At 60.5% G+C, this 17927-nt stretch carries 16 protein-coding genes; 8 read left to right on the top strand and 8 right to left on the bottom strand.

Annotated features, from left to right (window positions below; all coding sequences use genetic code 11):
* Window positions 1–54: 54 nt before the first annotated feature.
* Window positions 55–1101: a uroporphyrinogen decarboxylase gene (hemE, locus tag BUB62_RS17055; RefSeq protein ID WP_073112215.1), complete on the top strand. Its 1047-nt coding sequence runs from the start codon at window positions 55–57 to the stop codon at window positions 1099–1101.
* A gap of 216 nt (window positions 1102–1317) precedes the next feature.
* On the opposite strand, the gene BUB62_RS17050 is transcribed toward hemE, so the two are convergent.
* The 5 genes from BUB62_RS17050 to BUB62_RS17030 form a co-directional block, all read right to left on the bottom strand.
* Window positions 1318–2328 carry a bifunctional heptose 7-phosphate kinase/heptose 1-phosphate adenyltransferase gene (locus tag BUB62_RS17050; protein ID WP_073112213.1) on the bottom strand — a complete coding sequence of 337 codons (1011 nt, stop codon included), beginning with the start codon at window positions 2326–2328 and terminating at the stop codon, window positions 1318–1320.
* A 198-nt stretch (window positions 2329–2526) separates the two neighbouring features.
* Window positions 2527–3750, bottom strand: a complete 1224-nt coding sequence (locus BUB62_RS17045) for a pyridoxal phosphate-dependent aminotransferase (protein ID WP_073112211.1) — start codon at window positions 3748–3750, stop codon at window positions 2527–2529.
* 289 nt (window positions 3751–4039) lie between these two features.
* On the bottom strand, window positions 4040–6037 hold the full coding sequence (locus BUB62_RS17040) for a glycosyltransferase (RefSeq protein WP_073112388.1): 1998 nt from the start codon (window positions 6035–6037) through the stop codon (window positions 4040–4042).
* A 245-nt stretch (window positions 6038–6282) separates the two neighbouring features.
* Complete coding sequence (gene recR, locus BUB62_RS17035) at window positions 6283–6891, bottom strand: recombination mediator RecR (protein ID WP_073112209.1); 609 nt, start codon at window positions 6889–6891, stop codon at window positions 6283–6285.
* Window positions 6892–7006: 115 nt separating this feature from the next.
* Window positions 7007–7288, bottom strand: a complete 282-nt coding sequence (locus BUB62_RS17030; protein ID WP_073112207.1) for an ATP-dependent Clp protease adaptor ClpS — start codon at window positions 7286–7288, stop codon at window positions 7007–7009.
* A 298-nt stretch (window positions 7289–7586) separates the two neighbouring features.
* Between BUB62_RS17030 and BUB62_RS17025 the strand changes: the two genes are divergently transcribed.
* On the top strand, window positions 7587–8144 hold the full coding sequence (locus BUB62_RS17025) for a hypothetical protein (protein ID WP_073112205.1): 558 nt from the start codon (window positions 7587–7589) through the stop codon (window positions 8142–8144).
* 117 nt (window positions 8145–8261) lie between these two features.
* On the opposite strand, the gene BUB62_RS17020 is transcribed toward BUB62_RS17025, so the two are convergent.
* Complete coding sequence (locus tag BUB62_RS17020; protein ID WP_073112203.1) at window positions 8262–8939, bottom strand: YceI family protein; 678 nt, start codon at window positions 8937–8939, stop codon at window positions 8262–8264.
* Between the two features lie 50 nt (window positions 8940–8989).
* Window positions 8990–9439 carry a MarR family winged helix-turn-helix transcriptional regulator gene (locus tag BUB62_RS17015; RefSeq protein WP_073112386.1) on the bottom strand — a complete coding sequence of 150 codons (450 nt, stop codon included), beginning with the start codon at window positions 9437–9439 and terminating at the stop codon, window positions 8990–8992.
* A gap of 171 nt (window positions 9440–9610) precedes the next feature.
* Here BUB62_RS17015 and BUB62_RS17010 point away from each other — a divergent pair, with 171 nt between their 5' ends.
* A complete protein-coding gene (locus tag BUB62_RS17010; RefSeq protein ID WP_143164248.1) occupies window positions 9611–10198 on the top strand; it encodes a DUF6799 domain-containing protein in 588 nt (195 codons plus the stop codon).
* 170 nt (window positions 10199–10368) lie between these two features.
* Here the strand turns inward: BUB62_RS17010 and BUB62_RS17005 are convergent, their stop codons facing one another.
* Complete coding sequence (locus tag BUB62_RS17005; RefSeq protein WP_073112199.1) at window positions 10369–11415, bottom strand: enolase C-terminal domain-like protein; 1047 nt, start codon at window positions 11413–11415, stop codon at window positions 10369–10371.
* Window positions 11416–11594: 179 nt separating this feature from the next.
* Between BUB62_RS17005 and BUB62_RS17000 the strand changes: the two genes are divergently transcribed.
* The 5 genes from BUB62_RS17000 to BUB62_RS16980 all read left to right on the top strand — a co-directional run bounded on the left by BUB62_RS17000 (window position 11595) and on the right by BUB62_RS16980 (window position 17805).
* A complete protein-coding gene (locus BUB62_RS17000; RefSeq protein WP_073112197.1) occupies window positions 11595–13007 on the top strand; it encodes a dicarboxylate/amino acid:cation symporter in 1413 nt (470 codons plus the stop codon).
* A gap of 113 nt (window positions 13008–13120) precedes the next feature.
* Entirely contained in the window at window positions 13121–13744 is a 624-nt protein-coding gene (locus BUB62_RS16995; protein WP_143164247.1) for a hypothetical protein, read from the top strand.
* A 141-nt stretch (window positions 13745–13885) separates the two neighbouring features.
* On the top strand, window positions 13886–14752 hold the full coding sequence (locus tag BUB62_RS16990; RefSeq protein ID WP_073112193.1) for a T9SS type A sorting domain-containing protein: 867 nt from the start codon (window positions 13886–13888) through the stop codon (window positions 14750–14752).
* A gap of 101 nt (window positions 14753–14853) precedes the next feature.
* Window positions 14854–15372 carry a hypothetical protein gene (locus BUB62_RS16985; RefSeq protein WP_143164246.1) on the top strand — a complete coding sequence of 173 codons (519 nt, stop codon included), beginning with the start codon at window positions 14854–14856 and terminating at the stop codon, window positions 15370–15372.
* Window positions 15373–15510: 138 nt separating this feature from the next.
* The gene (locus tag BUB62_RS16980; protein ID WP_159437485.1) at window positions 15511–17805 is read left to right on the top strand and encodes a GAF domain-containing protein; all 2295 of its coding nucleotides are present in this window, start codon (window positions 15511–15513) and stop codon (window positions 17803–17805) included.
* Window positions 17806–17927 lie beyond the last annotated feature (122 nt).

The following is a 17927-nucleotide window of genomic DNA, read 5'->3' as shown; positions in this document are numbered from 1 at the left end:
TGCCCGGCAGGCCGTACCTTGCGCCCCCATTCCGGCTATCTGTGCCTTTTTCCTATGCTCAAAAACGACCTCCTGCTCCGTGCCGCCCGCGGCGAATACACCGAACGTACTCCCGTCTGGCTCATGCGCCAGGCCGGCCGCATTTTGCCCGAATACCGTGCCCTGCGGGCGAAACTGAGCGGTTTTAAGGAGTTGGTTGAAACGCCGGAGCTGGCCGCCGAAGTCACCATTCAGCCCGTGGATGCGCTGGATGTGGACGCCGCCATCATCTTCTCCGACATCCTGGTGGTGCCCGAGGCAATGGGCCTCACCTACGAGATGCTGGAAGCCCGCGGGCCGCTGTTTCCCGAAACCATAAAAACCGCGCACGACGTGGCCCGCATGCGCATCGCCGACCCTGAGGAGCACCTGGGCTACGTGCTCGAAGCTATTCGGGTAACCAAGCGGGCCCTGAACGGCCGCGTGCCGCTCATCGGCTTTGCCGGCGCGCCCTGGACCATTCTGGCCTACATGGTGGAGGGCCATGGCTCCAAAACCTTCAGCAAGGCCCGCCGGATGCTCTACACCAACCCTGAGCTGGCCCACGAGCTGCTGCGCAAAATCACGGCGACCACCATTGCTTACCTACAGGCGCAGGTGGCGGCCGGGGCCAATATCATTCAGGTATTCGACTCCTGGGCCGGCATTTTGCCCCCGAACCACTACCGCGAATTCTCCTCGCGCTACATCGCCGAAATCTGCAATGCCCTGCCGGACGTGCCCGTGACGGTGTTTGCCAAAGGTGCCTACTTCGCCATTCCCGAGTTTGCCACCTTCAACTGCCGCACCATCGGCCTCGACTGGAACGAAGACCCGCGGGCCGTGCGCGCCGCCATCGGCGACGAGAAAACCCTGCAAGGCAACCTCGACCCCTGCGCCCTCTACGGCACCCGCGAGCAGGTGCAGCAGGCCACCATCGAGATGCTGCGCCGCTTCGGCCCCCAGCGCCACATCGCCAACCTCGGCCACGGCGTGTACCCCGATACGGATGCTGACAACGTGCGCGTGTTCATTGACACGGTGAAGGAATTCAGCCCCATGGCGCGGGAAGGTAATTTGTAAAGCATGTTGCAAACCCTGTCATTGCGAGGAGGCACGACATTCCGCGCATGAAGCGGCGTCAATCCGTCCTCTGAAATGTACCCAACTCCTTTTCACTAAAAAGCCCTGACGCAAGCATACGTCAGGGCTTTGTGCTTAATCAGGGTTTCGCTCATTGTTCAGGACGGATTGACGCCGCTTCATGCGCGGAATGTCGTGCCTCCTCGCAATGACAGGCTACAACAGCCTAGCTTCCTGGGCCTCTTCCAGCAGGCGCTGCTTCTCAATGGGCACCACGCCTACTTCTTCGCACACCAGGCCGCCGCCCAGGTTGGCCAGCGCGGCCGTGAGCGGGGCGGGCAGGCCCAGCGCCACGCACAGCGCCGCGATACTGATAACCGTGTCGCCGGCCCCGGATACGTCGGAGATGGTGCGGACGTGGGCGGGCAGGTAGGTTTTGTGGCCGTCGTGCTGGGCGAATACGCCGCGCTCGGAGAGAGTTACCAGCACGATTTCGGGCGTGAGCAGCTCGCGCAGGCGGGCCACGGCGGCCTCAAAATGCGGCTTGTCGGCGTCGGTATCGCCGAATTCCAGCTTCAGCCCTTCGCGCAGCTCCTTCAGGTTGGGCTTGAAAAGCGTGCAGTGCTCGTAGGCCAGGAAGTTCTTTTTCTTGGGGTCCACCACTGTCGGGATGCCGCGCTGGCGGGCCAGCCGGATGAAGTGCGCGATGCTGTCGGGGCTGAGCACGCCTTTGTCGTAATCCTCAAAAATCACCACGTCGGCCTGCCCGAGCAGCATTTCGTAGCGCTGCTGTAGCATGTCGGCTTCCTCGCGGTTCAGGTCGTGCTCCACTTCCGAGTCGATGCGGAGCAGGTGCTGGCCGGCGGCCAGGATGCGCTGCTTCACGGTGGTAGGCCGGTGCGGACTGCGCACGATGCCCTCGGCGGAAAGCTCCCGATCCAGCAGCAAGCCCAGCAGCTGGTCGCCGCCGGTATCGGTGCCTACCACGGCGCAGAGCAGCGGCGTGGCCCCCAGCGCCTGCACGTTCAGGGCCACGTTGGCGGCCCCGCCGAGGCGCTGCTCGGTGCGGCCCACGTTGATGACCGGCACCGGCGCTTCGGGCGAAATCCGGCTCACCTTGCCCCACACGTAAGCGTCCATCATCACATCGCCCACAATGAGCACCGTGAGGCGGTTGAAGGCGTTGAATAATTCGGGCAGCGAAGCGGGAAGGGTATCGGCGGGCATTGCGACAGTTCAGAAGGAAGCCGCAAAGGTAAACAGGCGCGGCGGCATCGGCATTATTTGGCTATCCTACCAAACATCGACTGTCATCCTGAGCAAAGCGAAGGACCTTATGGGATAGGAACGACCATCTTAACAACGGCTCGTTCCAATCCCATAAGGTCCTTCACTTTGCTCAGGATGACAGTCGATGTTTGTGTGCTACCCCAGCTTTTCCAGGCTCGCCTTTATCCGCACAAAGGCTTCGCGCAGCTTTTCATCGGCGGCGGCGGTGCTGAAGCGGATGCAGTTCGGGGCCCCGAAAGCCGCGCCGTCCACGGCGGCTACGTGGGCCTCGTTCAGCAGGTACAGGGCCAGGTCGCCGGCGTTACCGATGGTTTCGCCCGCGGGCGTGCGGCGGCCGAAATAGGCGCTGACATCGGGGAAAATGTAGAAAGCGCCGCTGGGCGTGGGGGTTTTGAAGCCCGGAATTTGCTGCACCTGCGCCAGCACCAAGTCGCGGCGGCGGCGGTAGGCGGCCACCATCTCGTCGGCGGAAGTGCGGCCGCCCTGCAGCGCGGCCAGGGCCGCGCGCTGGGCCACCGAGCAGGTGCCGGACGTAATCTGGCTCTGCATTTTCTCGCAGGCGGCGGCAATTTCCGGGCGAGCGGCCAGGTAGCCCACGCGCCAGCCCGTCATGGCGTAGCCCTTCGAAAAGCCATTGACGGTGATAACCTGATCCTTGATTTCGGCAAACTGCGCCAGGCTCACATGCTCGCCCACGAAGTTGATGTACTCGTAAATCTCGTCGGCCAGCACATGAATCTGGGGGTTGCGGGCCACTACGGCCGCAATAGCCGCCAGCTCCTCCCGCGAAAACACGGAGCCCGTCGGGTTGCAGGGCGAGGAGTACATGATGAGCTTGGTGCGCGGCGTGATGGCGGCTTCCAGCTCGGCGGCCGTCACTTTGTAGTCATTTTCCAGCGCCCCCATCAGCGTGACGGTGGTGCCTTCGGCCAGCCGCACCATTTCCTCATAGCTCACCCAATACGGCGCAAACACGATAACCTCGTCGCCGGCATTTATCAGGCTCATCACCGCGTTGGCCAGGGCCTGCTTGGCCCCCGTGCTCACTACAATGTTTTCGGGCTTGTAGGCCAGCTGGTTTTCGCGCAGCAGCTTATCGGCAATGGCCTGGCGCAGATCTAGGTAGCCGGGTACGGGCGTGTATTTGGTAAAGCCCTGATCCATTGCCACCTTAGCCGCCTCCCGAATGTACTGCGGGGTTTCGAAGTCCGGCTCGCCGAAGCTGAGGTTGATAACGTCAATGCCCTTAGCCATCAGCTCCCGGGCCTTTTTGGCCATAGCAATGGTCTGGGATTCCTGCATGGCATTGATGCGGTCGGACAGGAAGGAAGGCGTAAGCGTAGCAGTAGAAGCAGCCATAGGAAGTGGGTGGGATGGGAAGTGTAAAAGTAAGGTTGATTTGCTGATGTGCTGATTTTTTGATGTGCTGATGTGCTCTGATATGCTGATGTGCTGATGTGTTGATGTGAGGATGAAGGTGTTCAGAAAGTCGATAAAACGTCATTCCGAACATGTGGCGCATCAAGCCAGGGACCGGGGAATCTCGCGCTGAACCTGGTTCAGATGGCTTTCTGAACACCTTTATCCTCACATCCTCACATCCTCACATCCTCACATCAACACATTAGCACATCAAAAAATCAGCACATCAATTCTCCCTTCCCAGTTGGCGGAAGCAGCGGAGCAGCAGGCTCAGGTCGGTGCCGGGCTCGTAGTCTTTGGCGTAGAGCAGCTCCAGGCGGCGGCGGGTGGCCTCGGTGAGGGGCGCGCCGGTCTGGGCGGCATCGGCGGGCGACAATACGGCGGAGCGGCTGCTTTTGGGGCCGACCATGTGGCGCAGGCCCACCCAAGTGCGCGAGCCGCTGAGCACGCGCAGGCAGTTGCGTAGAAAACCCGCTTTGTGCAGTTGGAACCAGATAAAAAACGGGGCGCCCAGCAGCAGGCCCAGGCTGGTCAGCACGTCGAGCACGCGCTTGTTGCGCACCTGCTGGGGCCGAAACAGGTTCAGAGCAATATCGAGGGCATAGTAGTCGCCAGGCGCATCTTTGGAAGAGCTGCCGATGATGTACTCGCTGTCTTCGGGCAGAATTTTGTAGGCTACGGGCGGGTGCTGGGGCAGGCCCACCATGAGCGTGATAATCTGGCTGGCCGACAGGTCTTTGCCGCAGAAAATCAGCTCATCCAGGGCGTAAATGCGGATAATATCTTCCAGCTGCCGCACCTCGCCGAGCAGGTCGTCGGGGGAAGTGGTGGAGTGGTAAAGTTGTGAAGTTGTGACTTCTAGGGCCGCATCGGGCACTACGTAGCCAATGAGGCGGGCTTGCACGGCGGCAGTTTCCAGCAGCTGGCGCACCCGCCTGCTTTCGGCCACCGAGCCCACGATGGCCACGTTTTTCTGCCGCCGCTCGCTCAGGCGCAGGTCGCGGTAGCGCAGGAAGTGGCTAATCATTCGCCGTCCCACCAGCGCCGCCACGCTCCAGGCCCCGCCCAAAATGATGAGGGCTTTGGAGAAGCGGTAGGCATCGAAGAAGTTGGAAACGGCCGAAATAAGCACCGTGCCCACGAAAATACCGCGCACAATGCGCGAGGTTTTGGTGGGCTGGTCGTAGGCCCCGCTAAAGTAGGCCGAGGCCAGCCAGACCAGAATATACACCGGCACGGCCACCAGCATAAACTCCGGCGGGTAGTCGGTGCGCACGTACTTGTGGTTCTGCTCCCAATAGGATTTCAGAAAGTACATACCCACGTAGATCAGGCCGGCATCGAGCAGCACAGGGGCCGCCTGCGCCAGCACGCGCTGCCCCACCGCCACGCCCGCCCGCAGCCAGATGGCAAAGTTAATCAGCAGCGAAAACGTGCCGGCGCGTTCCGGGGCGAAGTGCTTGCGGGCAAAAATGACCATAGCGCGGTAGAATACGAACACGTAGTTCACGCTCGTGCGCTTGGTGCTTTCGCCCTTGTAGTGGATGATGCGGGTGCCGGCGAAGTAGTAGTTTTTCCAGCCACCCTGCAGCAGCCGGTACGAGAGGTCAATATCCTCGCCGTACATAAAATAGTCCTCATCGAGCAGGCCCACTTGGTCGAGCGCCGCCTTGCGCATCAGCATGAAGGCCCCGCTGAGCACCTCGATTTCGTGGTTCTGGTCGTTGGGCAGAAAGCCCAGGTGGTAGCGCCCGAAGGTGCGCGACTTCGGAAACAGGCTCGCCAGCCCGAAAATCTTGTAAAAGGCCACCAGCGGCGTGGGCAGGCCGCGCTTGCTTTCGGGCAGAAACTTGCCCTGCCCGTCGAGCATTGTCACGCCCAGGCCGCCGCCGTCGGGGTGCGCGTCCATAAAGTCGCAGCAGGCGCGGAAAGTGTCTTCTTCCACCACCGTGTCGGGATTCAGCAGCAGCACATATTCGCCTTGGGCAACGCGCATAGCCTGGTTATTGGCCTTGCTGAAGCCGGGATTGGCCTTATTCTCAATTAGAATTACCTCCGGAAACCGCGCCCGCACCATCGCCACCGAGCCATCCACGGAGTTGTTATCGACCACGAAAACTTCGGCCGGCGCGCCCAGCTTCGCCACCGCTTTCTGCACCGACAGCAGCGCCTGCTCCAGAAAATAGCAGACGTTGTAGTTGACGATAATGACGGAAAGCTTCACGGCGGGCAAGGGCGGGCAGGTTTTGGCGGGGCGAAAGTACGCAGAACCATCCGCCTGGCATCACGCCTTGTCATTGCGAGGACGCAGGACGAAGCCATCCGTCCTGGACAATGAGCCACGCTTTGTAAACAGAAAAGCCCTGACGTATGCTTGCGTCAGGGCTTTTTAGGTCAACAGAGCTTTTTACATTTCAGAGGATGGATGGCTTCGTCCTTCGTCCTCGCAATGACAGGGGCTATGACGGACTATTTCGCCTGGCGCTGGCGCTCCACAATGCTACGGCCGAGCGTGATTTCGTCGGCGTATTCCAGCTCGCCGCCCATCGGAATGCCGCGGGCAATGGTGCTGATGTTTACCTCGGGAAACTCGCGCAGCTTGCGCGAGAGGAAAAACGCGGTGGTGTCACCCTCCATCGTGGGGCTGATAGCAAGGATGATTTCCTTGATTTCGGAGTCGGGAATGCGGATCAGCAGCGAGTCGATGTTCAGATCGGAAGGGCCGATGCCCTCGATGGGCGAAATCACGCCACCCAGCACGTGGTACACGCCCTGGTACTGGCCGGTATTTTCGATGGCAATTACGTCGCGGATATCCGACACCACGCACACCATGCCGTGGTCGCGCAGCTTGTTGGCGCAGATGCCGCACTCCTCCGTATCGGAAATATTGTGGCAGGTGCGGCAGTAGGTGATTTCGAAGCGCATCTTGGCCAGCGCCTCGGCCAAAGAGCTGGTGGTTTCGGTTTCGGCCTTGAGCAGGTGCAGCGTGAGGCGCAAGGCCGTTTTGCGGCCAATACCCGGCAGCTTCGACAGCTCAATAACCGCGTTTTCTATCAGTTTGGAGGGGAATTCCATTCAGTCTAATGTGCGAATGTGATTGAATGTGCTGATGTGCTAATAAGAAATGTGGAATGACTAAAGCCTTTCTAACTATTAGCACATTTCTCACATTTTCCACATCAGCACATTGCTAGAGAATATCGGCCGAGATGCCGCGGTCGTGGATGGCGGTGCACATGCCGGCCAGCTCGTCGAACGTGCCGTGCTTCACGGTGCATTGGCCTTTGTAATGAATCAGCAGCGTGCATTGCTCGGCCTGCTCCGGCTCGTGGCCGCACACGTCGATGAGGGTTTTGATGACGTGCTCGAAGGTATTCACATCGTCGTTGTACACAATCAGGTCGCGTACGTCAATGGTTTCCTCGAGCAGCAGAACGTCCTCGTCGTAATCGATTTGCGGTTTGGTTTGCATGGCACAAAAGTACGAAATAGCAGGCACAAAAGCGGGTTTAAACCGTATTCCGGCCCTGTATAACCTCTTACCACCCAGAATCGTTTCGCCGTTTTTAGATTCGTGAAGGCCGGGCCGGGCAGCCGGTGCCACCAGCCAACTCCTGGCCGGCGAGCCGCGCAGCTCTCGCCGGATTCCGGCGTAATTTCCGGCCCATCAGTGCCCAAAAACCGTAATCGGCAGCGAAAGTTGTTGAGAGCCGCACCTGCCACAATGCGGCGCTGCTTAGTTGCTAAGTCCCCATTCTGAATTTCCACTCATGCCCGTTCCGTCCGCCGATTTCAAAAAAGCCCTCAAGCGCCTGCCTGATGCCGACAAGGAAAAGCTGCTATTGCGGGCCGTGCGCCGCGACGCGGAGCTGTATGAAACGCTCTGCTTCGAGCTGCTGCCCGACGTGACGACCGAGCAGGTGTATGAGCAAACCGCCGACCGCATCCACGAGCTGTTCAACGTGGCCGTGACGGGCCGCCTGCTCAACCGCAGCCTGAACAAGGCGCTGGCCAAAGCCGTGAAGGAAACCGCCCGCGCCCGCCGCATCACCAAGGAAAAGCGCCTGGAAATCGACCTAAATCTGTATGCCCTGCGCCTAATTTTCGACAACTACACCGGCCAGTTCGAATCGCCCTACAACGGCTTTTACGTGAGTACGGCCCGCCTCACGGCCCGCACCGCCCAACTCATTCTCGCCAATTTGCACGAAGATCTGTGGCTGGAATACAAGCCCGAGCTGGACGACTTTCTGCAGCAGCTGCACAACCGTAGCAAGAGCCGCAATCTGCGCTTCGAGCTACCCCGCGAGTTGCTGTTGCCGAATTGAGAATGAAGGTGGGAAATATTCACATCGGCGGCGGCCAGAAACAGGCGCTTTATTTACAAAAAAAATCCCCCGTCGCTGCCTGCGACGGGGGATTTTTTGTGAAACGCTAAGCCCGAATTACTTCTTGGCAATGACGTTGAAGCTCATGGTGAAGTCGTTGTCGATGGCCTTGTCGGCGGCGGCACCGAATAGGGTCGAGCCGTATTTCACGTCGTACTTCGTGCGGTCGATGGTGGCGGTGCCGGTAGCAGCGGCCAGGCCGTCCTTGTTCACCCCGATTTTGGCGGGGAAGGTGATGGGGCTCGTGATGCCCTTAACGGTCAGGTCGCCGGTGATGGTGGCGTTATTGGCCGTGGCCGCGGCACCTTTGATGGGCGCGATATTCGTGATTTTGAACGTCGCAGTGGGGTGCTTGGCTACGCCGAAGAAGTCGTCGGAGGTGAGGTGGCCCATGAGCTTGGCGTTGTAGCCGGCATCGGTCAGGTCGGTGTTCTTCATGGAATTCATGTCCACTACGAAAGTGCCGCCCACAATCTGGTTGCCCTTCACGAGCACGTCACCGTCTTTGAACTGGATGGTGCCATTGTGCTGGCCACCTACTTTTTTACCCAGCCAGCCCAGCGTGCTCAATTGCGGCTGCAGCTTATACACGGTGCCGTCGGCCTTGGCGGCCTTGGGAGCCTTTGCGGCTTTGGCCGCTTTAGGCTCTTTTGCAGCCTGAGCAGCACTTTGAGCGAAAACCGGGCTGCTGAGCAGGGCAGCAGCGAAGAGGGCGGAAAGCGCGATTTTTTTCATGGTATGGGGAGTTAAAAAGGGAATGGCGGAATGTGAATGGCTGAAAACCGTCAGCCGCGGAGTTTATCAAGCAGCTCGCTCAGCTGAGCGGCTTCTTCCGGGGTAATATTCTGCAAGCCAATGGGTTGTCGCAAAGCAGTTTCGTCCATCTGGTGCAGCAGCGCCAAGCCCGCCTCCGTGATGCGGATATCCACAGCGCGGCGGTTGCTGGGGCAGGTGGTGCGCGTCACCAAGGCTTTGGCTTCAAGCTTGTCCACGATGCGCGAGGCGTTGCTGGTTTTGTCCAGCATGCGCTCGATGAGCAGGTTCACGGTAGCGGGCTTCGGATGCTGCCCGCGCAGAATGCGCAAAATATTGAATTGGGGCAGCGTGATGCCGTAGGGGCGGAAAATCTCCGCCTGCCGCTGCGCCAGCCAACCCGCTGTGTACACCAGGTTGATGTAAACTTTCTGGTAAGGATTCTGGAAAGTTGGCTGCTTGATTTCGTCTTCTATCTTCATGAACTGCATTCGAGAAATCCGGAATACGCTGCAAATATATGTACATACATTTAATGTCACAACATCGTTCAGCTTTTTCTTTGAAATAAATTACCACGGGCCGGCAGGCTGCTGCAACGCAGCTAATTTCGGCGGGCATACGTACACCCCGTGCCAACTCAACTACTTCCTATGAACCGTCATTTGCTCTCCGCCCTTGTGTGTGCGGCGCTGGCTGCCCCGCTGGGCACCGCGGCCCAATCCAAAACCGAGCCCAAACCCGCCGGCGCTACCGCCGCCAACAGCACCGACCAGTTCGTGATGCGCGACGGCGAAGTGGTGCTGCGCCAGGGCTCCACCATCAAGCCCCTGAGCAAGAATGCGATGCTGGCCGACGGCACGAAGGTGAACTACAAAAGCGGCATTGTGGAGCTGCCCGGCGGCAAGAAAACCACGCTCAAGGAAGGCGACTACGTGACCATCAAAGGCGAAATCGTATTTGCCACGCCCGGCAGCGCCGCCGCGGCCCGCGGCGACCAGTCGGTGCCCGCCACCGCGCAATACGACACCTACGTAGACCGCAACTCGCCCACCAGCACCACCGATATGGAAACGCGCCTGAGCAGCCTCAATAGCCGCCTCACGCTCATGGCCCGGAAAATTCAGCTGCTCAACGACAAAATCAGTCTGCTCAGCACCGCCACCCAGCGCCCCGCCGACACCAGCCAGCTCGACCAGCAGATAAAAGCCCTGGACGAGCAGCTGCAGCAGGTGAAGTAACTTAATCAACTGTCATCCTGAGCTTGCGAAGGACCTTCCTCGTAGTTTACTGCTACCGAAATTCAACGCACAAAGCCCTTTACCGCTACAACGGTAAAGGGCTTTGCTCATTTAAAAGCACTTTTCACTTAACTGAGGAAGGTCCTTCGCAAGCTCAGGATGACAGGCGACTATAAAGTAACCAAATCGGGCACTGCCGCCTGGGCGCTTAGCAGCCCGTTCTCTTCCCGCACCAGCCCGAACGGCTCGTCCCGCACGATCAGGAAGCCGTCCAGGTCGCACACGTCGGCCAGCGGGCTCACCTGCAGCGCCGACCAGATGCCCAGCGAGGTTTCGACCATGCAGCCGAGCATCGTTTGCAGGCCGTGGGCGCGGGTTTGCAGCAGCAGCCGGATGCCGTTGCGGTAGCCGCCGGCCTTCATCAGCTTCATATTCACCCCGTGAAACTGCTGGGCAATGTCCCCGAAGTCGGCCGCGTCGGTCACCGACTCATCAGCGAAAAGCGGGTAGGGCGAGCGGGGGCGCAGGTAGCGGTAGTCGGCGGCGCAGTCGGCAGGTAGCGGCTGCTCCAGCAGGCGCACGCGCAGGCCGGGCAGGTTCTGTATTTCTTCCAGAAAGCGCAGCAGGCTGTCGGCATCAGTCCAGGCTTCGTTGCCATCGATGATGAGCGGGCGGCCGGGCAGCTCCCGCGTGAGGGCCTGCAGCAGCGCAAACCCACTTTCCTGATTCACCTTTACTTTGAGCACCGCAAACCGCGCCATCTGCTGCTCGCGCACGAACCCGGCCACCGCGCCCGGCTCCATAATAGGCAACGAAAACGCTGTAGGCACCGCCGCCGGCGCGGGCGGCAGCCCCAGCAGCTGCCCCACCGTCCGGCCGGTTTTCTGCGCTTCCCAATGCACGTAAGCCGATTCGAGCGCGAAGCGTAGCGCGTGGGCCGGGGCCTCGGCCGCCAGCAGCTCTTCCAGCTCTTCCCACAGCCGCACCCGGCTCAGGCCCGCGCTCAGCAGGCGCTCAAACTCCAGCAGCAGCCCCGCGGGCGTTTCGCCGTAACGCACATTCGGGGCCGCCTCGCCCCACCCCACGGCCGCCGTGGCGCGGTCAGCATCCGTGACGCTGGCCAGCAGGTTGGTTTTGGCGGTGGAAGCGTTGCGGGAGATTTTCCAGGTGTAGCGCAGCGGCAGCTCGTGCGTCCGCAGGTTCCAGAGTAAGCTCAAAGGGTGGGTATTTAGCAGGAATGAGGCTTGGGACGAATGGGCGAAAAACGGCCATTACTGCCCAGGTTAAAGCGGTTCGAGTTACGAAAAAGCCGCGTCGAAAAATGAAGAATTAACTACGCAACTCAAAGACCTATCTTTGCGGTCTTTCCCCGCCCTCTGACCCTGATTTTCCCTGCATGAAGTTGTCCCGCCTCACTCCCCTGCTGCTCGTTCTGTTCGTGGTAGCGCTGCTGCTCACGGTGTTATCGGCCTACAATATGGTGGCGCTGTCTGCCAAGGTGCCGCTGGCAGCCCGCTGGCTATTCCTGGCCGCGCTGGCCTTCTACGCCGCCAAGCGCCGCTCCCTCACCTTCTGGATTGTGGTCAGCATGTTTATCGGAGCTGAGTTCGGACACGATTTCCCGGCTCTGGGGCAGAACATGAAAGTGCTCAGCGACGTGTTCCTGCGGCTGGTCAAAACCATCATTGCGCCGCTGGTATTCGCCACGCTGGTGGTGGGCATTGCCGGCCACGCCGACCTGAAGCAGGTGGGAAAGATGGGCGTGAAGGCGCTGGTGTACTTCGAGGTCGTGACCACCTTCGCCCTGTTCATCGGACTGGCGGCCATCAACCTGAGCAAGGCCGGCGTGGGCGTGAGCCGCGTGGGCATGGACGACGAGAAGCTGGAGCCCGTGAAGCAGTCGGCCGCCGACATCATCCTGCACATCTTCCCCGAGAATATCGCCAAATCCGTGGCCGAGGGGCAAGTATTGCAGGTGGTGGTCTTCGCCATCATCTTCGCTATCGGCCTGGCCATGGTGCATGGCCGGCACCGCCGCCCGATGCTCGAATTTGCCGAAAGCCTGTCGGAAGTGATGTTCAAATTCACCAACGTGGTGATGTTCTTTGCCCCTATCGGTGTGGGTGGGGCCATGGCCTACACGGTGGGCAAAATGGGCTTTGCGCCCCTGCAAAACGCTTTCTATCTGTTGCTTACGCTGTATGCGGCGCTCATTGCCTTCATTCTGCTGGTGCTGCTGCCCATTGCGCTGCTGGCCCGCATTCCGGTGAAGCGCTTCGTGCAGGCCATTGCCGAGCCCGTCAGCATTGCCTTCGCCACTACCAGCTCTGAGGCGGCCCTGCCCCGCGCCATGGAAGCCATGGAAGGCCTGGGCGTGCCGCGCCGCATCGTGGCCTTCGTGATGCCCACGGGCTACTCCTTCAACCTCGACGGCACCACGCTTTACCTCTCGCTGGCGGCCATTTTCGTGGCCCAGGCCGCGGGTATCGACCTGACGTGGGGGCAGCAGCTGGTGATGGTATTCACGCTGATGCTCACCAGCAAGGGCGTAGCCGGCGTGCCCCGCGCCTCGCTGGTTATTCTGCTGGCCACGGTGGCTTCGTTCAATCTGCCCGCGTGGCCGGTGTTTATTATTCTGGGCATTGATGCGCTGATGGATATGGCCCGCACGGCCGTGAACGTGACCGGCAACTGCCTGGCTACGGCCGTGATAGCCCGCTGGGAAGGCGAGTTCGTAGATAACTACGTGGCCCCACCCCTCACCGAGCTGGCCGAAAATGACAGCACGGTGGCCCAGCACGCACATTGACAATACAATATCAAATAAAGCATACTTTTAATTGAATATTTAATATTGTGTATTATTATTGCTCACGCTTTCGCCACTTCTCTCCTGCTGTAAACGCTTCCTCAGCCTTCTCAATGAAAACACGTCTACTCCTGCTTTATACTGTGTTGCTGCTGGGTGCCGCCAGCTGCAAATCGACGGAACGGGCCGTATTCCGGCTTTCCGGCTCCCCTATTCCCACCCGCCTGCCCATGCTGGAGGCTTCCGTAGATATCGGGCCGTGGGTGAATACAGAGGGGGCGCTGCCCGAAGATGCGCGCCTGCTGTTTCTGCGGGAGCTGCGCCAGAACGTGACCGTGCCCACCGATAGCGCCCAGTTCGGCTACGCCAAGCTGGTGATAACCAACAGTAGCATGCGCCGGGCCGGCAAGGCCTTTCTGGTAACGCAGATGCTGACCCTGATGACCCCCACGCTCATCGGCATTCCGATGGAATATTACTGCACGAAGCTGGAGGCGACGGTCCAAATTCTGAACGCCAAGGGCGAAACCCTTGGCACCTATACCGGCACCGGCGACTCGCGCATCCGCGTGGCCATGTACCACGGCTACGGCCAGACCGGGGCCCCGCGCCTCTCCGACGTGACGGCCCTGAAGCAGGCTCTGAACGAGATTCGGCCCAAGCTGGCCGCCGATGCGGGCCGCCTGCGCGACGAACTGATGGTAAGCGGGCCGCTGGAGGCCGCTCTGGGCCAATGACCGTGAGTGAATGGAGGTAATGCCAACCGGCCCCGGACTTATCCGGGGCCGGTTTTTATTTGGGGGTCTCAATTAAACGCGGCGCCGTTTCGGGCATCTATGCACAGTCCATCGGCTTACCGACTTATTCTTCTCTTTGCTATGAAAAACACCCTGCTCAAAACCCTGGCCCTTGCGCTGCTGGCCTTGCTGGCCCACTTCACGACGGTTGTCGGCCAAACGCCGGAGCCTCGCCCCGCCCGCCAGCAGCTCCAGGCGTATTATCAACTGAATGTGCTGCCCGTGCTGCGGCAGCAGCGCCAGAAGCTCGAAGCCCAGCTTTCGACTGATGATCAAAGCCAACTGGCCACCTACCGCGCCCAGCTGCACGCCGTGCGGCAGCGCGGCCACGCGCTGCGCCAGAGCCTGCGCTCTGCCAGCCCCGGCACTCCCCGTCCGGCCCTGACCGAAGCCCAGCGGCAGCAGCACCAGCAGCTCCGGGCCGAGTCGCGGCGCATTATGCTCAACGTGGCGCAGCTGGCCCAAAAGCACGAGGCCGCCATAGCGCAGCTGCTGCAGGAAATCAGGCCCCAACAGGACAAATGGACTGCCGATATTCAAGCTATTGCCGCTAAAAGTACTCCCGCCGGGCAGCCCGAAAATGCCGCTCGCCCGGCCCGGATGCACCACCACGGCGGCCTGGGCGGCTACATGCGGCCCGCCCGCTTTCTGCTGCTGAACCCCGCCGCGGGCTCCGCTGCCGAGCCCGTTTCGGCCGGCAGCACGGTATTTCCGAACCCGGCCGCGGCTACCAGCCAGCTAAGCTATGTGGTAAAAAAGGCCGGCCCCGTAACGGTGGAAGTACTGGACGGCCGCGGCACGGTGCTGCGCACGCTGGTGGCGGGCGAAACGCGGGAAAAAGGCCCGCACACGGTATCGGCTAACGTGAGCGAGCTGCCGGCCGGCACGTATTTCTACAAAGTCACGACCCGCGCGGGCGTGGAAACCAAGCGCTTCGTGAAGCAATAAACCGGTGGCTCTGGGCGTAGAAAGCCAGCCCGCGGTGGGCTGGCTTTTTGTTTTGGGCTCCGGCCGCTTCGGCGCCGGTCGGCCGCTATCTTTACGCTCCTATGATGCGCACTCTTCTTCTCTGTTTTTTGCTGGTGAGCATGGCGGCCTGCTGCGGCAATGTGTCCTGCGACTGCCAGGGCAGCCCCACCGATACGCTGGCGTTCCGCTTCAACCTCGACCCGGCCAATGGCGGCTACCTGCCCGCGCAGGTCGATTCGGTGTATGTGCGGCGCGTGCCGCTGGATGCGGCCCAGCAGCTCAAGACCGACTCGGTGCTGCTGGTGCGGCCAGTGGCGACGGTTCGCCAGCCCATTCTGCTCAGCAACACGCAGCCGCTGCCCGCCAACGGCACCCGCAAGCTCAATCAGTACCGCTACGTGTTCCGACTGGCCAGCCGGGTGCGGCTGCCGGCCCGGCCGCCGCGCCAGTATGCCATCAGCAACGTGCAGCTGGCCGGCGACTTTCAGGGCGACGGGTGCTGCACCTGCTACCGCAACACCAAAAAAGCCCTGACGCTCGATGGCAAAGTGTACGACCAGACCATTGCGGGCCAGGATACAGTAGTGCTGAGCCGGTAGGCGCGGCCCCGAGGCAGCCGGCTGGCGCGGCGCTTCGTATAGCAGATGGCTGCGTGCCCGGCTTCCTGAAATGAATTATCCGGCGCGCTTGTTGTGCCTGCACCTATGTTGAAAGAACCCGCTATCCGGCCCATTTCTGTGGATTTTCCGTTTAAAACCACCCTCAGCCTCGAGCCGATTATTGCCTACTGGCAGTCGCGCGAAAACGACTCGAACCCCGGCGTGGCGCTGCTGGCGCGGTCCATTGGCGAGCAGGTAGCCGATGCGCCCTGGTGCCGCGGCCCCCTCAACGACCTGAACGTGCTGGAGTGCAGCTGCGACCTGGTGGAAACGCTGATGATGGCCGTGTTTCCGCCCGCCTCCTTCGCCTTCGACATCAGCGGGGCCGTGGCCCCGTTTCAGCGCGTGAGCTTCTACCAGACCCCACGCTTTGCCGAAGTGCTGCTCAACAGCACCAAGCACGTGAAGCAGCCGCTGAACTTTGATGCCCGCACCATGGATATTTACATGGCCCGCATGGTGTATCAGCTCATTCTGAGCAAGGTATACGGCGTGCATCTGCCCCTGCAGGACACGATTATCTTTACCATCCCGGACTACAATATCGGCTCGTACCGGCACTACGGCGTGGGCTACAACTCCGCTTTCGTGGATGTGCGCGTGGTGGGGGAAAAGCCCGATCTGTCGGCCGAGCAGATTGAGCACCTGAGCCACAATCTGCACCGCGCCGACCTGTGGATGGAGCTGCTGCCGCCCGCCAAGTTTGAGCTGGAAGGCTTTAACATTCTGCATCTGGTGGATGTGACGGAGCAGGAAATCCTCTCGGAGCTGAAGTACGATCTGCTGGAGCGCGACGTACTACAGGCCTCCGACCGCCTGGAGCAGATTCAGGAAAAGCTGCGCGTGCTGTTCGGGCGGCCGTTTCTGCAGCTTGGCATTGCGGCTTACGACGAAAAGAAAAAGGCTTTCGTGGACTTTGGCCGCAAAATCAACCACAGCTTTCTCACTAAGCAGCTCAACAACCAGGACGCCGGCTCGGGCTTCCGCAAGATCTATAACCAGCTGCTGCAGGACCGGCAGCCATTGGTAATCAGCGACGTGGAAAAGGCCGACCTGCCCGAGGATCTGCGCCAGCAGATTCTGAGCCTGGGCATCCGCAGCACCATCTTGGCCCTGCTGCCCTACGGCGACGATACCGTGGGCCTGCTGGAGCTGGGCTCGCCCAACGTGGGCGACCTGGACGAGTTCAGTATCGTGAAAGTGAATGACTTCGTGCCGCTGTTTGCGGTGGCCGTGAAGCGCAACTCGGAGGAGATTCAGACCCGGATTCAGGCCATCATCAAGGAGAAGTTCACCGCTATCCATCCCACCATGGAATGGCGCTTTACGGATGCGGCCCGCAACCTGCTGGAGAAGATTGAGGACGGCAACCGCAACGCCGAGATGGAGGACATCGTGTTTCATGAGGTGTACCCGCTGCACGGGGCCAGCGACATTCGCGGCAGCAGCGTGGCCCGCAACGAGGCCATTCAGGGCGACCTGATTGAGCACCTCACGCTGGCCAACAAGGTACTTAAGAAGGCCTCGGAGTTTCAGGAGCTGCCCATTCTGGACGAGCTGAAATTTTACGTCAACAAGAATCTGAAGCGCCTGCGCCTGGGCATTCTGACCGGCGACGAGGTGAGCATCTTCGAGTCGCTGCGCACGCAGGTGGAGCCGCTGTTTGAGTATCTGGGCACCAACACGCCGGAGTTGCGGCCGGTCATTGCCAAGTACTGGTCCAACATCGACCCCGAGCTGGGCATCGTGTACAAGCGGCGCAAGTCGTTTGAGGAAAGCGTGATGCTGCTCAATGACACCGTGAGCGACTACCTCGACGAGGAGGAGGAAAAGGCCCAGCAGATGTTTCCGCACTACTTCCAGCGCTTCAAAACCGATGGCGTGGAGCACAACATCTACGTGGGGGCCTCACTGGTAGAAGACAAGCCGTTTGACCAGGTTTTTCTTAAAAACCTGCGCCTCTGGCAGCTGCTGGTGACGGTAGAAATAGCCCGCCGTACGGCTGCCCTCAAAAGCCGCCTGGCCGTGCCGCTCGAAACCACCCAGCTCATCCTCATTCACGGCCAGCCGCTGAGCATCCGCTTCCGCCAGGACGAGCGCCAGTTCGACGTGGACGGGGCCTACAACATCCGCTACGAAATCATCAAGAAGCGCATCGACAAGGCCACCGTGCTGGGCACCGGCGAGCGGCTCACCCAGCCCGGCTACATTGCCCTAGTGTATGCGCAGGTGCGCGAGGCCGCCGAGTACATGGAGTACATCGACTATCTGCAGGACCGCGAGTTGCTGGAGCCCGAAGTGGAAGAGCTGGAGCTGGAGGAGCTGCAGGGAGCCAAAGGCCTGTTGGCGCTGCGGGTGAAGGTGAAGCTATGAAGTTGTGAGTTTGATGCTCTGATTGCGCGCGTGGCTTGATAAGCGGCCAAGCATGACCATTTCGTAACCGGGAATTTACGGTAGCATAATACAGGCGGAAGATATTTGAGCCACAATCTGAG

The sequence above is a fragment of the Hymenobacter daecheongensis DSM 21074 genome, assembly GCF_900141805.1.
GTDB lineage: Bacteria > Bacteroidota > Bacteroidia > Cytophagales > Hymenobacteraceae > Hymenobacter > Hymenobacter daecheongensis.
This window is presented reverse-complemented; position numbering and strand designations above follow the sequence as displayed.

What these genes read in the sequence shown, in the direction of transcription:
- hemE (WP_073112215.1), top strand. Translation starts at nt 55, where the DNA reads ATGCTCAAAAACGACCTCCTGCTCCGTGCCGCCCGCGGCGAATACACC.
- BUB62_RS17050 (WP_073112213.1), bottom strand. Translation starts at nt 2,328, where the DNA reads ATGCCCGCCGATACCCTTCCCGCTTCGCTGCCCGAATTATTCAACGCC.
- BUB62_RS17045 (WP_073112211.1), bottom strand. Translation starts at nt 3,750, where the DNA reads ATGGCTGCTTCTACTGCTACGCTTACGCCTTCCTTCCTGTCCGACCGC.
- recR (WP_073112209.1), bottom strand. Translation starts at nt 6,891, where the DNA reads ATGGAATTCCCCTCCAAACTGATAGAAAACGCGGTTATTGAGCTGTCG.
- BUB62_RS17030 (WP_073112207.1), bottom strand. Translation starts at nt 7,288, where the DNA reads ATGCAAACCAAACCGCAAATCGATTACGACGAGGACGTTCTGCTGCTC.
- BUB62_RS17025 (WP_073112205.1), top strand. Translation starts at nt 7,587, where the DNA reads ATGCCCGTTCCGTCCGCCGATTTCAAAAAAGCCCTCAAGCGCCTGCCT.
- BUB62_RS17020 (WP_073112203.1), bottom strand. Translation starts at nt 8,939, where the DNA reads ATGAAAAAAATCGCGCTTTCCGCCCTCTTCGCTGCTGCCCTGCTCAGC.
- BUB62_RS17015 (WP_073112386.1), bottom strand. Translation starts at nt 9,439, where the DNA reads ATGAAGATAGAAGACGAAATCAAGCAGCCAACTTTCCAGAATCCTTAC.
- BUB62_RS17010 (WP_143164248.1), top strand. Translation starts at nt 9,611, where the DNA reads ATGAACCGTCATTTGCTCTCCGCCCTTGTGTGTGCGGCGCTGGCTGCC.
- BUB62_RS17000 (WP_073112197.1), top strand. Translation starts at nt 11,595, where the DNA reads ATGAAGTTGTCCCGCCTCACTCCCCTGCTGCTCGTTCTGTTCGTGGTA.
- BUB62_RS16995 (WP_143164247.1), top strand. Translation starts at nt 13,121, where the DNA reads ATGAAAACACGTCTACTCCTGCTTTATACTGTGTTGCTGCTGGGTGCC.
- BUB62_RS16990 (WP_073112193.1), top strand. Translation starts at nt 13,886, where the DNA reads ATGAAAAACACCCTGCTCAAAACCCTGGCCCTTGCGCTGCTGGCCTTG.
- BUB62_RS16985 (WP_143164246.1), top strand. Translation starts at nt 14,854, where the DNA reads ATGATGCGCACTCTTCTTCTCTGTTTTTTGCTGGTGAGCATGGCGGCC.